The sequence below is a fragment of the Dactylosporangium sp. CA-092794 genome (assembly GCF_050948465.1).
Taxonomy (GTDB): Bacteria; Actinomycetota; Actinomycetes; order Mycobacteriales; family Micromonosporaceae; genus Dactylosporangium.
Map to the genome: position 1 here is coordinate 5,069,781 of NZ_CP192044.1, position 13,159 is coordinate 5,082,939.

A 13,159-nucleotide genomic window follows, 5' to 3' on the forward strand; every position below is an offset into this window, starting at 1 on the left:
TCCGGGATCATGGCAAACCCGTGGTACGGCCACCGCGAGCAACATGATCACGGAGACTTTCATCCGCCCGGCCCGCGCGGATCGGAGCTTGCGCCCGCTGGGTGAAAGGGGACGTAGGCGAGCCGGCCTACGTCCCACTCTCGGGTTGCCGATCAGATCACGAAGGTGAATCCGGCGCTCGTCGGACGGCGCAGCGGAATGTCGCACTTGGTCCGGCGCAGCACCTCGTTTCTGCTGAGGCCGAGGCCTCGCGCGATGAGCCAATCGGGGCGCACCGGCACCGGATCCTCGAAGACGACCTCCACCTGGAGCGGCCACGCCTCGTCGAGCGGGGCGGGCGGTATGTCCAGCCGCCAGGCGCCCCGCCAGTCCAGGGTGAACCGGTTGCGCCGGGCGAACAGCGGATCCAGCAGCGTGGCCGCCACCAGCCCCGGATCGTTGGCGTGGTAGCCGTCGAGCTCGGCCGGATCGATGGTCCTGACCGGCGCTCGCTCGTGCACGGTGAGCTTGTTCGTCCGGTCGCAGGACACGCAGCGGGCGAGCAGCCACACGTCCAGCAGCTTGCCGTTGGCGTTGACGCGGAACCTGCCCTCGCCGGTGGTGGCCGACGCCGACCGGCAGTCCACGCACCGCAACGACAGCAGGGGCAGCCTGGTCCGGCGAACGACCCAGGGCAGCACGATATGAGGTTGTGAAGACATGATGATCTCTCTCAAGACCTGACCGGAGGCCGATGAGCGCGGCCTCAAACGCTGCATGAACGGGCGCACGCGGGCAGCCCGGCACGGCCGGCGGGAGCGTCGGCCTGAAGATGCGCGGAAGCGGGTGTCAGGTCTAGAGAGCGGGCGGGGTCACGCGGTTTTGTCCTCTGTCCTCGCGGCGACGGGCCACAGGCAACCTACGGGAACGCGGAAGGACGGCTCAACGGGTTTTCGGCGTCACCGGTCGTCGACGGCCGGCCTGAACGGGGCGAGGGCCGGGCCGCGCGCTCGGTCGACCTCAGTCGCCCGCGTTGACGGCATTCCCGGCTCCATTCCGCCGGCGCAGCTCGGCGCGCCGGACCTTTCCGGCCTCGTTGCGCAGCGGTTCGCCGGTGAACTCGAACGTGCGGGGGAGCTTGTAGGGGGAGAGGCGCCGGCGCAGGAACTCCGCGAGCTCCTCCGGCGCGATGGTACGCGCGGCCGCGGTCTGCACGATGGCGTGGGGTGCGGCGCCGAGGTCCTCGTGCGGCACGCCGATGACGCAGGAGTCCAGCACCGCCGGGTGCTCGTTGAGCGCCGCCTCGACCTCGGCCGGGTAGACGTTCGAGCCGCCGACCAGGATCATGTCGGTGTCCCGGTCGGTGAGGTACAGGTAGCCGTCGGCGTCGAAGTAGCCCAGGTCGCCGTAGCACTCCCAGCCGCCCTCGCGGGTCCTGGCCTCCGCGCCGAGGTAGTGGTAGCCGGACGCGGCGCCGGGGCCGCGGCGCAGCCACACGTGGCCGATCTCGCCGGTGGGCAGTTCGCGCTCGTCGAGGTCGAGGATCGTGATCTCGCCGAGCAGCGGGCGGCCCACGGATCCGGGGTGGGCGAGCCACTCGGTGCCGTCGATGGCGGTCGCCGCGGTGCCCTCGGTCGCGGAGTACACCTCGAGGACGCGCTGCGGACCGAGCCAGTCGATCCACGCCCGTTTCAGCCACGGCGGGCACGGCGCCGCCATGTGGACCATCCGGCCGAGCGAGGAGAGGTCGTACCGGTCGCGGATTGCCGGGTCGAGGCGCCAGATGCGGTGCAGCATCGTCGGCACCGCGTAGAGCCAGCCGGCCCGGTGCGTCTCGATGTCGCGCAGCACCTGCTCGGCGTCGAACCGCGGCTGGAGCACGACGTGCGAGCCGAGCAGCAGCGCCACCGTGCTGAACAGGAACGGGCCGTTGTGGTGCAGCGGACCGGGCACGACGGCGGCGCCGTCGCGGGGTATCCCGGTGAGCGCGGCGAGCGGGGTGACGGTGCCGAGCTGGGCCGGCGCGTCGGCCACGATCACCTTCGGCCGGCCGGTGCTGCCGCCGGAGGTGGGCGCCTTCCACGCCGGTGACACGGCCCGGGCCAGGGCGCCGTCGTCCTCGCCGGGCGCCTCGGCGGGCAGCTCGGGGAAGCCCGAGTCGGCGCCGGCGCCGACGATGCCGGCCGGCCGCACGACGTCGAGGACGGCGGCGCGCTCGCTCGGCGGCATGCGGTCCGACAGCGGCTGCGGCACGGCGCCGAGCTTCCACGCGGCGAACGCGGCGACCATGAACTGGGGGCCGGTGTCGAGGCTGATGCTGACGTAGTCACCGGGCCGTACCCCCGAATCGGCGAAGGCGCGGGCCAGCTGGTTGCTGCGGCGGTCCAGCTCCGCCCGGGTGAGGGTCCGCCCGGCGCACGTGATGGCCGGCCGGTCCGGGGCCTGGGCGGCGAGGCTGCCGATGGCCTCGCCGAACGTCGTGGTCTCGCTGGCAGTCACGGTGTGCACCTTCCGAGCGTGGCCGGTCGTGGTCAGTCGGCGGTCTGGTAGACCGTGACGACGCAGGCGGAGCCTATGCCGATGTTGTGCTGCAGCGCGGTCCGGGCGCCCTCGACCTGCCGGCCGCCGGCGGTGCCGCGCAGCTGCCAGGTGAGCTCGGCGCACTGCGCGAGGCCGGTGGCGCCGAGCGGGTGTCCCTTGGACAGCAGGCCGCCGGAGGGGTTGGTGACGACCCGCCCGCCGTAGGTGTTGTCGCCGTCCATGATGAACTTCTCCGCCGTGCCGGCCGGGGTGAGGCCGAGCGCCTCGTAGGTGATGAGCTCGTTGGCGGTGAAGCAGTCGTGCAGCTCCACCACCGGGATGTCCTCGGGGCCGATGCCGGCCTGCGCGTAGGCGGTGGCCGCGGCCGAAGCGGTGATGTCGTAGCCGACGACCTTGCGCATGTCGTCGCCGAAGCTGGACGGGCGGTCGGTGGTGAGGGCCTGCCCGGCGATGCGCACCGTGGCCGGCAGCCCGCGCCGGCGCGCGTAGTCGGCGCTGACGAGCACCGCGGCCGCGGCGCCGCTGGTGGGCGGGCAGCACTGCAGCCGGGTCAGCGGGCCGTAGATGTGCGGCGAGGCCATGACCTCCTCCAGCGTGACCGGGTCGCGGAAGACGGCGTAGGGGTTGTGTGCGGCGTGCCGGCGGGCCTTGACCGAGATCCGTCCGAAGACCTCCGCGGGGGTACCGAACTCGTCCATGTACGCGCGGCCCGCCGCGCCGAAGAGCTGGGCGGCCGGTGGGGCGCCGTCCTCGGTGCCGTAGATCTCCGCGAGGCGGTCCAGGTAGCGCATCGCCGGGCCGAGCCGGTCGGTCCAGTGCGCGGTGAGTGCCCCGCGCTGCATCTGCTCGAACCCGAACGCGAGGGCCACGTCGGTCTCGCCGCTCGCGACGGCCTGGCGGGCCAGCCACAGCGCGGACGAGCCGCTGGCGCAGTTGTTGTTCACGTTGACGAGCGGGGCACCGCTCAGGCCGACCCCGTAGAGCGCCGCCTGGCCGCAGGTCGAGTCGCCGTAGACGTAGGAGGCGAAGACCTGCCCGACGTCGGCGAGGTCCAGCCCGCTGTCGGCCAGCGCCGACCGGATGGCGTCGCGGGCCAGGTCCTCGTAGCGCTTGCCGGCGCTCGGCGTGGCGAAGGCGACCATGCCGACCCCGGCGACGCGCACGTCCGTACCCATGCGTCCTCCTCACTCAAAACAGTCAGACTTGACTGAGGCTAGGACACCTGTAACGTCATCGCAATGAGCAATCTCCAGGACCGCACCGCCCTCGTCACCGGCGCCGGCCGGGGCATCGGGCAGCAGACCGCGCTGCGGCGCGCCGGCTGATGGGCGTCAACCAGCGGGCCCAGGTCGCGATGACCCCCGGCGAGGTCACCCGGTTCATCGAGGAGCAGCGCACCGCGTGCCTGGCCACCCTCGGCCCGTCCGGCCGGCCGCACCTGGTCGCCATGTGGTACGCCATCGTCGAGGGCCAATTGTGGTTCGAGACCAAGGCCAAGGCGCAGAAGGCGGTCAACCTCCGCCGCGATCCCCGGGCCACGGTCCTGATCGAGGACGGCCGGACCTACGACGCGCTGCGCGGCGTCTCCCTGGACGGCGACGCCGTCGTGGTCGACGACCGCGACGCGCTGTGGGCGGTCGGGGTCAGCATGTGGCAGCGGTACCAGGGGCCGTACACCGAGGAGATGCGCCCGCGGGTCGAGGCGATGATCCGCAATCGGGTCGCGGTGCGCTTCGACGTCGGGCGGGTCCGGTCCTGGGACCACCGCAAGCTCGGGCCGCCACCGGCGACCACCTGACGTACCATCGGCGGTCAAGAACGACGGTAGGAGGCGCCCGCGTGGCAGCGGAACCAGCGCGGGCCGGTCGCGCATCGGCCGACCGCTCCGCGTCGATGCAGTGGCGGCTGCTCGACGCGGCGATCGCGGTGCTGGACGAGAAGGGCTACAGCGGCACGACCACGCTGGAGGTCCAGTCCCGCGCGGGCGTGTCCCGCGGCGCGCTGCTGCACCACTTCGGGTCCCGCACCGAGCTCATGCTGGCCGCGGTCAACCACCTCGCGCAGCGCCGCCTGGAGGCGATCCTCCGGCTCGTGCGCACGCAGGCCCCGGACACCGGGCGGATCGAGTGGGCGGTGCGGGTGCTGTGGTCGCAGCACGACGGGCCGCTGTTCCGCGCCTCGGTCGCCCTGTGGCTGGCCGCCCGCACCGACCCCGGGCTGCTCGCCGCGCTGCTGCCGCAGGAGCGCGTCGTCGGCCACTCGATCCGGGCCGTCGCCGCGGAACTGTTCGGCCCCGAGGTGGCCGAGGCCGACGGCTACGGCGACGCCCTGGACATCGTCATCGACGCGATGCGCGGCGCCGCGGCCCGCGAGGTGCTGCGCGCCCCCGGCTCCGACGACCGCCTCATCCGCCTCTGGTCCGCCCTCATCTCCGATCGGGTCGGCCTAGCCAGTCAACTTTGACTGTCGGGGTGGCAGGCTGCGCCGCTCGGGCCGCCGCTGTGCGTCCCGGCCTCCGCCGGGGCCGGCCGGGCCCGCCGGCCGACCTCGGCGCGCACGACCGGCGCCACCTCGGTGCCGAGCAGCTCGATCGCGCGCATGATCTCGCGGTGCGGCACCGAACCGACCGCGAGCTGGAGCATGGTCCGATCGTGGCCGAGCACCTCGTGGTGGTGCAGCAGCTTCTCCACGACCTGCTGCGGGGACCCGACCGCGTAGGTGCTGCCCGGGCCGTTCTTCGCGGCGGTGTGCGCGGCCGTCACGCCGCGGACGCCCCGCTCGGCGCCGGCGATGTTGAACAGCTCGGCGTCGGCGCCGAAGTACACCTCCCCGGCTTTCTGTGACGTGTCGGCGACGAAGCCGTGCAGCGTCATCGACAACGGCGGCCGGTCCTGGCCGTAGCGGGCCAGCCCCTGCCGGTACAGCGCGGCCAGCGGTGCGAACTGCTCCACCAGTCCGCCCACCGTCCCGATGACCATCGGCAGTCCCAGCTCGGCGGCGCGGACCACCGAGTGCGGGCTTCCACCGACCGCGACCCACACCGGCAAGGGGTTCTGCACGGGCCGCGGCAGCACCACCTCCCCCTGCAGCGGCGGCCGGAACCGGCCCGACCAGGTCACCGGCTCGCCGGTGCGCAGCCGGAGCAGGAGGCGCAGCTTCTCGTCGAACAGGTCGTCGTAGTCGGCGACGTCGTGCCCGAAGAGCCGGAAGGAGTCCAGCAGCGCGCCCCGCCCCACCATGAGCTCCGCCCGCCCCTGCGAGGCGAGGTCGAGGGCGGTGAACTGCTCGAACACGCGCACCGGATCGTCGGAGCTGAGCACCGTGACGGCGCTGGTGAGCCGGATGCGCGACGTCCGGGCCGCCGCGGCGGCCAGGATCACCGCCGGGGCCGGCGCGGCGAACCCCGGGTGGTGATGCTCACCGATCCCGAACACGTCCAGACCCACCTCGTCGGCCAGGGCGATCTCCTCGAGCAGCTCCGGGACGCGCCGGGCGGGACCGCCCGCATCGCCGGGCCTGACATCCACGAACGTGAACGCACCGATCTCCATGGCGGCTATCGCGCTTCGGCCGGCGTGGCGGAGAGCTGCTCGAGGAACCCGCTGAAGTCGAGGTCGGTCCAGTGCTCCACGATCACACCGCCGGCGATCCGGTCCACCGACGTCGCGGTCAGGTAGGCGGTGTTGCCGGCGGCGGGGACGCCGGCGAACTCGCCGGTCTGGGTGCCGCCGAGCCGGTAGCGGGTGGCGACCTTGTCGCCCTCGGCCACCTGGTCGAGCACGGTCAGGCTGAAGTTCTCGAACGCTCCGAACAGCGTGGAGTCGAAGTCGATCCACGCCCGCCGGTTGTAGCGCCCGTCGAGCGCGTGGTTGACCAGGTCCGGTGAGATGTAGGCGTCGAAGTTGGTCTCCAGATCCTTGTCGTTGTAGCCCTCGTAGAACGCCCGGGCGATCCGCTTGGTTTCGTCGGACATCTCGTCCTCCTGGGTTGTGGATTAAGTGACGCGGCTGCGTCAGTTAATCCTAGCAACGCCGGGCGCGACGTGCCTATTCCGGTCACGCGGGGTCGTTGTCGTGCAGCCGCAGCAGGGCCCGGTAGGTCTCGGCGACCGAGGGCGCCGGCGGCAGCGAGACGGCTCCGGGCGCGGCGAAGGCCTGCAGCAGGTAGCCGAGCAGCCGGGCGGAGAAGCGCTCGGCGAGCCGCCCGGACCCGGCGACGACACCGGCATGCGCGAGCAGGAGCAGGACGATGTCCTCGGCGACGAAGTCCTCGCGCAGCCGCCCCGCCGTCTTGGCCCGTTCGATCAGCCGCTGGATCGCGTCCCAGGCCCGGCGCCGGCCTTGTTCGTAGCGCATGGACGCCGGAAAGGTCATGGTCAGCATCTCGGCGAAGCCGCGGTCGACCAGCTGCATGCTCGCCATCTGCCGCAGGAACGAGGTGAACCCGACCCACGGGTCGAGGTCGCCGAGCGCGGCCTCGGCCGCCTCGGCGTACAACACGACTTTGTCCTCGAACGCCTCCGCGATCAGCGCTTCCCGGCTCGCGAACCGCCGCCGCAGCGTGGGCTCGCTGACGCCGGCGTGCCGGGCGACCTGCCGCATCGACACGCCCAGCCCTTGCTCGGCGAACACCTCCCGCGCCGCGGCGAGCAGCCGCTCCTTGTTCTGCGCGGCGTCCGCCCGCAATCCACCACCCTCGCGCTGAGCCATGTGACGATCGTAACGAACCGGCGCACTTGCGTCAGTTATGCCGGTACGCTAGAGGCGACGCAGCTGCGTCAGTTGACCACTCGGCCGGCGCGGCGGGCTCGCTGTTCCGGATACCGACGTGTGCTCCCCGCGCCCGCGGGGATGGTCCCAAGCTCGACCGGTCGCAGCGACCGGAAGTCTCCACGATCATGCCGAGCCCGGCACCGACACCAACGGTTTTTCATGATCACGGAGCGGCGATGTACCCCTGTGTCACCCCTGTGTACCGGAAGTCTCCGGGATCATGGCAAACCCGTGGTGCGGCCACCGCGCGCATCATGATCACGGAGACATACGCCCGGCCACGCATCGGCTATGGCGACTGCGGGCGCGACTCCGGCCCGCGCGGCGGCAACGGTGGCGTCGACGAGAACCTCACCGCGAGGTCATAAACGGGACCGGGGAACCTCCAGCGGGTGCTCCGCGTTCTCCCGGGCGGCGGTGGTGGCCATGGCGGCCTGATATTCGGCCCGGTCCAGGTGACCGGTCAGGAGAGCTTGCGTGGCGGCGCGCTCGGCGCGATCGCGGCGGCGGGCCGCGGACTCGGCCAGCCACACGGCGATGCGCGGGTCGGAGCCGTCGGCGGACGGGCCGCGCTTGCGGATGACCGCGGTGTACATCGCGATCATCCCGACGTACACGCTCGCCACGATCGCGGCGACGAACATGGTCGCGCCCATGGTGTCACCCCTTTCTCGGGACTCAGGGTAGGAGCCGCGCGGGGCCGGGGGACAGGGTCGAAGGTCCTCACCGGACGGAGGTCCCGCCGTGGCGGGCCGGCCGGCCCTGCCCGCGGGCGGTGGGGCGGGTGAGGTTGGGAGGCAAGCGATGGGGAAGGGAAGGGCGATGACCACCAACCTGCGCGACCTTGGCCTCAGTACCGGCAAGAAGGCCAGGCTCAACCGCATCCTCTACCAGCACGGCGCCCGCAACGGCACGGCGCTGTTCCTGCCTTACGACCAAGGGCTGGAGCACGGGCCGCGGGACTTCTTCGCCAACCCGGCGGCCGGGTCGCCGCAGTACATCATGAAGCTCGCGGTCGAAGGAGGCTTCAACGGCGTCGCGGTGCAGATCGGGTTCGCCGAGAAGTTCTACTGGGAGTACGCGGGCGAGGTACCGCTGATTCTCAAGCTCAACGGCAAGACCGAGATCCCGCCGGACGACGAGGCGCTGTCGCCGCTCAACGCCGCCGTCGAGGAGGCCGTGCGGCTCGGCGCCGACGCGGTCGGCTACACGCTCTACGTCGGCACGCCGGCGCAGGATCGGGACTTCGCGCAATACCTCGAGGTCCGGCAGGCGGCGCAGCGGCTGGGCATACCGCTGATCGTGTGGGCCTACCCCCGCGGCTCGGCGATCGACGCGGCCGGCGGCAAGGACTCCTTCTACGCCGTCGACTACGCGGCCCGCGTCGCCAGCGAGCTCGGCGCCGACATCGTCAAGGTGAACTTCCCGCACCCGGAGAAGCGGTCCGGGGTTCGCAAGCCATATGACGAGGGGTACTCCGAGCAGCAGGCCATCGACGCCGTGGTCCGCTCCGCCAACCGGACCCTGGTGCTCATCTCCGGCGGCGAGAAGGCCGGCGACGAGGCGATGCTGGACAAGGCGCAGATGTCGATGGAGGCCGGCGCGACCGGGCTCATCTTCGGCCGCAACATCTGGCAGCGCGAGCACACCGAGTCGCTGCGGTTCGCCGCGCGGCTGCACGAAGTCCTCGACAAGCACCCGCGTTGAATCGAGTTAACGATGGACACCATCATCGCCATTGTCGTGGTCGTCGCTGCCGTGGTACTCGTGGTCGCGATCGCCAGCCTGCGCCTGGTCCAGCAGTACCAGCGCGGCATTGTTTTCCGGTTCGGCCGGGTGCTGGACGCGAACCGTGAACCCGGGCTGCGGGTGATCATCCCGCTCGTGGACCGGATGGTGAAGGTCACCATGCAGACCGTCGTCATGCCGGTGCCGGCCCAGGGCGCGATCACCCGCGACAACGTCACGCTGACCGTCGACGCCGTCGTGTACTTCCGGGTGGTTGATCCGGTCAAGGCGCTGGTCAACGTCCGGGACTACCCGGGCGCGGTGCTGCAGGTGGCGCAGACGTCGCTGCGCGCGGTCATCGGCCGGGCCGACCTCGACACGCTGCTCAGCGATCGGGAGCGGATCAACACCGAGCTGAAGGCCGTCATCGACGCGCCGACCGAGAAGCCCTGGGGCGTGCTCATCGAGCGCGTCGAGGTCAAGGACGTCGCCCTGCCCGACTCGATGAAGCGGTCGATGTCCCGGCAGGCCGAGGCCGAGCGCGAACGCCGCGCCCGGGTCATCGCCGCGGACGGCGAGTACCAGGCCTCCCGTCGCCTCGCCGACGCCGCCCAGGCGATGGCCGCGACACCGGGCGCGTTCCAGCTGCGCCTGCTGCAGACGGTTGTCGACGTCGCCGCGGAGCGCAACAGCACCCTCGTCATGCCGTTCCCGGTCGAGCTGCTCCGCTTCTTCGACCAGGTGGCCGGCCGCCCGACCGGTACCGCCGCCGCGGCGACCCCGCCGACCGGCACCGAGGTCAAGCTGACGCTGCCGCCCCTGGTCGGCGCCGGGGCATGACCGCACCGCCCGCCGGCCGGCCGCGGTTCAGCCGCACCGGCCGGCGGAAGCCCTCTTCGAGGAGGTCGTCGTGACCGACTATCCGGTGCGGATCACCGCCCGGCCGGACACCCCCGGCCGGTGGCTCTGGCTGGTGAAGTGGCTGTTGCTGATTCCGCACTATGTTGTACTGATCGCGCTGTGGATCGCGTTCGTCGCGCTGACCGCGGTCGCCTACCTGTCGGTGCTCTTCACCGGGCGGTACCCGAGGCCGGTGTTCGACTTCAACGTCGGCGTGCTGCGGTGGAGCTGGCGGGTGGGCTACTACGGCTACTGGGTGCTCGGCACCGACCGGTACCCGCCGTTCACGCTCGCCGACGTGCCGGACTACCCGGCCCGCCTGGAGATCGACGGCCCGCCGGCGCCGAAGCGCTGGCTGCCGCTGGTGGCGTGGCTGCTCGCGCTGCCGCACCTGCTGATCGTCGCCGCACTGACCACCGGGTTCAGCTGGACCGCCGACAACGGCACGCGGTACAGCGCGCCCGGCGTCGCGGCCCTGGCCGCGCTCTTCGCCGCCGCCGCGCTGCTCTTCACCGGCCGCTATCCGGCCGGCCTGCACGCCCTGCTCATCGGGGCGTGGCGGTGGTCGCTGCGGGCCTGGGCCTACGTCGCGCTGCTCACCGACCGGTACCCGCCCTTCGCCCTGGACCTCGGCGAAGGCGAGCCGCCGGCCGCGCGGCCGGCTCCGACCGGGTCATAGGGGTGCGCAGGGCGTCGCGGACGGAGCTCGGGGTGTGACCCGGGGGATCGTTCAGGACTGGCGTCGCAGGTCGCGCACGGAAGCGGGCAGCAGCGCCAGGAGGGTCGCCGCGGTCATGACGGCCGCGGTGGCGAGGAGCCAGCCGCGTTCGCCAACCGTTTCGGGTAGCGCCGAGGCCGGCACCGTCTGCGGGAGCACGGCGCGAGAGTTCGGCCCGGAGATCGCGGCGAGGGCCCCGTTGACGGCGCTCATGACGTGTTGATGGTTCGCGACACGCCCGGGCACGCATCGCCGCGGGCGCTCGCGGAAGACCTGGGCGTGTCTCCGGCCGGCATGACCGGCCGGCTCGACACCATGGAGAAGGCCGGCTACCTCAAGCGCACACCCAGCCCGACCGACCGTCGCAGCGTGAACATCGAGGCCACCAGCGCGGGCGTCGCCGTCTGGCGACGCGCGCTGGCGCTGCGCGGCCGTGCCGAGGAGGAGCTGTTGGGTGCCTTGTCCGATAAGGAACTGGCCAGCCTGAATCGCCTGCTCAAGAAGCTGACGACCGTCATCGAGAGCGCCGGCGGATAGGGAGGTCCTGATCCTGGGCGCGGGTGAGCCCCTGGTCGTAGGCGAAGATGACGGCCTGGATGCGGTCGCGGGCGCCGATTTTCGCGAGCACCCGGCCGACGTGGGTTTTGACGGTCGATTCCGACAGGACGAGCCGTTCGGCGATCTCGCCGTTGGTCCAGCCGCGGCCGATCGCGATCAGGATCTCGTGTTCACGGTCGGTCAGCGTGCCGAGCCGTGGATCGGCCGCGGGGCGCTGCTGTGCCGAGGCGCCGCCGAGGTGCTGGGCGAACTCGTCGAGCAGGCGCCGGGTGAGCGCGGGCGCGATGACCGCGTCGCCCGCGGCGACCGCGCGGATACCGGCGAGGAGTTCCTCGGGGTGGGCGTCCTTGAGCAGAAAGCCGCTCGCGCCCGCGCGCAGCGCGGCGTGGACGTATTCGTCGAGGTCGAACGTGGTGAGCATGAGTATGTGCGAGCGGCCGCCGGACTCCACGATCCGCCGGGTGGCCTCAATGCCGTCCATGCCCGGCATGCGCACGTCCATCAGGACCACGTCGGGGTGCAGTTCCGTGGTCCGGCGCACGGCGTCGGCGCCGTTGGCGGCCTCGCCGGCCACGTGGGTGTCGGTGTTGCTGTCCAGCAACATGCGGAAGCCGAAGCGCTGCAGGGGCTGGTCGTCCACAATCAGCACGGTGATCAATCTGGGTCACCTTCTCGGTGGGCCGGTGGTGCGAGGTCAAGGTCCGCCTGCACCGTCCATCCGCCGCCGGGGGCAGGCCCGGCGGTGATGGTCCCGCCGTAGAGCGCGGCGCGTTCTCGCATGCCGATCAGGCCGTGGCCGTGCTCGTTGGGACCCGGATGAGCCCCGGGAGAGCCGGTATCGCGGATCAGGATTCGCAGCCGGATATCGTCGGTGCTCAGCGTGAGCCGCACGGTCGTTTGCGGGCCGGCGTGCTTGAGCGTGTTGGTGAGCGCCTCTTGCACGATCCGGTACGCCGCGAGCTGCACACCGAGGTCCAGGGTGCTCAGCTCGCCGGTGCTGCGGTATTCGACCCGGGGGCCGGCGGCGCGGATGCGTTCGCACAGGCCGTCGAGGTCGGCGATGCCGGGCTGCGGGTGCAGGTCGGGCTCGTCGGTCTGGTCGCGGAGTACCCCCAGCATGCGGCGTAGCTCGGCCAGCGATCGGCGGCCGGTGTCGCCGATCAGCCGCAGCGCCTCCTTGCTGCGTTCGGGAGCGGTGTCCGCGGCGTACGCGCCGCCGTCGGCGAGGGTCACGATGACCGAGAGGCTGTGGCCGACGATGTCGTGCATCTCGCGGGCGACGCGGGTGCGTTCGGTTGCCGCGGCCAGCTTGCTGCGCTGGTCGCGTTCGATCTCGAGCCGCACGGCGCGGTCGCGCAGCGCGGCGAGCTGGGCACCGCGGACGCGCACAGCGAATCCCAGCGCCGCGGCGCCCGCGCCGGCGGTCGCGGCGAAGAACGTGACGTCCCACACCGAAACGACTGACGCCATCCGTACCAGAAACACGACGAATGCTGCCAGCAGGACAGGAATCGCCCAGGGCAGGCGCCGCAGCCGCCCGTGCCGGACGAGGCTGTAGACGGCGACCAGGATGGCCGCGTCGGCGCGCAGGATGACGCCTGCGGTCCATAGCAGGATGAAGACCGCGGCGGTGGCGTGCAGCACCAGCAGCGGAGCCCGGCGCCGCCACCACAGCGGGATCACCAGCGCTGCCTGGAGCAGCAGCATCTGCGGGACCGTGAGCTGTGTGAACTGGATCGGCGTGTCCGGCGGCCCGCCGTCGTGGCTGCGGCCGGCCGCCCAGAACAGCAGGAACAGCGCCAGCACGACGGCGGTGTCCAGCGCCCAGCGATGGGTGGCGTCCCACTGCCGCAGGCGCCGCCCGGCGCGAAACAGCCCAGCGGTCACCGGATGCCCCACGAGCGTGCCGACGGCGGCGTCTTCGCTGCTCACCGACCTATCGTCGGGCACGTCGGTTGCGGGC

Annotated in this window: 16 protein-coding genes; 6 read left to right on the forward strand and 10 right to left on the reverse strand. The window is 72.0% G+C overall.

Annotated elements, in window-relative coordinates:
• Positions 1–152 precede the first annotated feature (152 nt).
• From ACQPXD_RS21865 to ACQPXD_RS21875, 3 genes are all read right to left on the reverse strand, one after another.
• A complete protein-coding gene (locus ACQPXD_RS21865; protein ID WP_432841319.1) occupies positions 153–680 on the reverse strand; it encodes a DUF1062 domain-containing protein in 528 nt (175 codons plus the stop codon).
• A 319-nt stretch (positions 681–999) separates the two neighbouring features.
• Positions 1,000–2,478, reverse strand: a complete 1,479-nt coding sequence (locus tag ACQPXD_RS21870) for an AMP-binding protein (RefSeq protein ID WP_432841321.1) — start codon at positions 2,476–2,478, stop codon at positions 1,000–1,002.
• 32 nt (positions 2,479–2,510) lie between these two features.
• Complete coding sequence (locus ACQPXD_RS21875) at positions 2,511–3,695, reverse strand: lipid-transfer protein (protein WP_432841323.1); 1,185 nt, start codon at positions 3,693–3,695, stop codon at positions 2,511–2,513.
• Positions 3,696–3,844: 149 nt separating this feature from the next.
• Between ACQPXD_RS21875 and ACQPXD_RS21880 the strand changes: the two genes are divergently transcribed.
• Positions 3,845–4,318 (forward strand): pyridoxamine 5'-phosphate oxidase family protein, encoded by a 474-nt coding sequence (locus ACQPXD_RS21880; protein WP_432841325.1) that lies wholly within the window; start codon positions 3,845–3,847, stop codon positions 4,316–4,318.
• Positions 4,319–4,359: 41 nt separating this feature from the next.
• Positions 4,360–4,983, forward strand: a complete 624-nt coding sequence (locus ACQPXD_RS21885; protein ID WP_432841327.1) for a TetR/AcrR family transcriptional regulator — start codon at positions 4,360–4,362, stop codon at positions 4,981–4,983.
• Here ACQPXD_RS21885 and ACQPXD_RS21890 read toward each other — a convergent pair.
• The 4 genes from ACQPXD_RS21890 to ACQPXD_RS21905 all read right to left on the reverse strand — a co-directional run bounded on the left by ACQPXD_RS21890 (position 4,974) and on the right by ACQPXD_RS21905 (position 7,948).
• Entirely contained in the window at positions 4,974–6,071 is a 1,098-nt protein-coding gene (locus ACQPXD_RS21890) for an LLM class flavin-dependent oxidoreductase (protein ID WP_432841329.1), read from the reverse strand. The genes ACQPXD_RS21885 and ACQPXD_RS21890 overlap by 10 nt on opposite strands.
• A 5-nt stretch (positions 6,072–6,076) precedes the next feature.
• Positions 6,077–6,493: an ester cyclase gene (locus ACQPXD_RS21895; RefSeq protein WP_432841331.1), complete on the reverse strand. Its 417-nt coding sequence runs from the start codon at positions 6,491–6,493 to the stop codon at positions 6,077–6,079.
• Positions 6,494–6,575: 82 nt separating this feature from the next.
• Positions 6,576–7,229, reverse strand: coding sequence for a TetR/AcrR family transcriptional regulator (locus tag ACQPXD_RS21900; RefSeq protein WP_432841333.1), 654 nt, complete (start codon positions 7,227–7,229; stop codon positions 6,576–6,578).
• Positions 7,230–7,654: 425 nt separating this feature from the next.
• On the reverse strand, positions 7,655–7,948 hold the full coding sequence (locus tag ACQPXD_RS21905; RefSeq protein WP_432841335.1) for a hypothetical protein: 294 nt from the start codon (positions 7,946–7,948) through the stop codon (positions 7,655–7,657).
• 166 nt (positions 7,949–8,114) lie between these two features.
• Between ACQPXD_RS21905 and ACQPXD_RS21910 the strand changes: the two genes are divergently transcribed.
• The 3 genes from ACQPXD_RS21910 to ACQPXD_RS21920 all read left to right on the forward strand — a co-directional run bounded on the left by ACQPXD_RS21910 (position 8,115) and on the right by ACQPXD_RS21920 (position 10,599).
• Positions 8,115–8,999, forward strand: coding sequence for a class I fructose-bisphosphate aldolase (locus tag ACQPXD_RS21910; RefSeq protein WP_432841337.1), 885 nt, complete (start codon positions 8,115–8,117; stop codon positions 8,997–8,999).
• Between the two features lie 12 nt (positions 9,000–9,011).
• Positions 9,012–9,860, forward strand: a complete 849-nt coding sequence (locus ACQPXD_RS21915) for an SPFH domain-containing protein (protein WP_432841339.1) — start codon at positions 9,012–9,014, stop codon at positions 9,858–9,860.
• Positions 9,861–9,930: 70 nt separating this feature from the next.
• Complete coding sequence (locus ACQPXD_RS21920; protein WP_432841341.1) at positions 9,931–10,599, forward strand: DUF4389 domain-containing protein; 669 nt, start codon at positions 9,931–9,933, stop codon at positions 10,597–10,599.
• A 51-nt stretch (positions 10,600–10,650) separates the two neighbouring features.
• Here the strand turns inward: ACQPXD_RS21920 and ACQPXD_RS21925 are convergent, their stop codons facing one another.
• Positions 10,651–10,851 (reverse strand): hypothetical protein, encoded by a 201-nt coding sequence (locus ACQPXD_RS21925; protein WP_432841343.1) that lies wholly within the window; start codon positions 10,849–10,851, stop codon positions 10,651–10,653.
• Positions 10,852–10,860: 9 nt separating this feature from the next.
• Between ACQPXD_RS21925 and ACQPXD_RS21930 the strand changes: the two genes are divergently transcribed.
• Positions 10,861–11,175 (forward strand): MarR family winged helix-turn-helix transcriptional regulator, encoded by a 315-nt coding sequence (locus ACQPXD_RS21930; RefSeq protein ID WP_432841345.1) that lies wholly within the window; start codon positions 10,861–10,863, stop codon positions 11,173–11,175.
• On the opposite strand, the gene ACQPXD_RS21935 is transcribed toward ACQPXD_RS21930, so the two are convergent.
• Together ACQPXD_RS21935 and ACQPXD_RS21940 are read right to left on the reverse strand one after the other, a co-directional pair.
• Positions 11,153–11,854, reverse strand: coding sequence for a response regulator (locus ACQPXD_RS21935; protein ID WP_432841347.1), 702 nt, complete (start codon positions 11,852–11,854; stop codon positions 11,153–11,155). The two genes, ACQPXD_RS21930 and ACQPXD_RS21935, sit on opposite strands and share 23 nt — an antisense overlap.
• Complete coding sequence (locus tag ACQPXD_RS21940; protein ID WP_432841349.1) at positions 11,851–13,128, reverse strand: sensor histidine kinase; 1,278 nt, start codon at positions 13,126–13,128, stop codon at positions 11,851–11,853. Before ACQPXD_RS21940 ends, ACQPXD_RS21935 begins: the two co-directional genes overlap by 4 nt.
• Positions 13,129–13,159 lie beyond the last annotated feature (31 nt).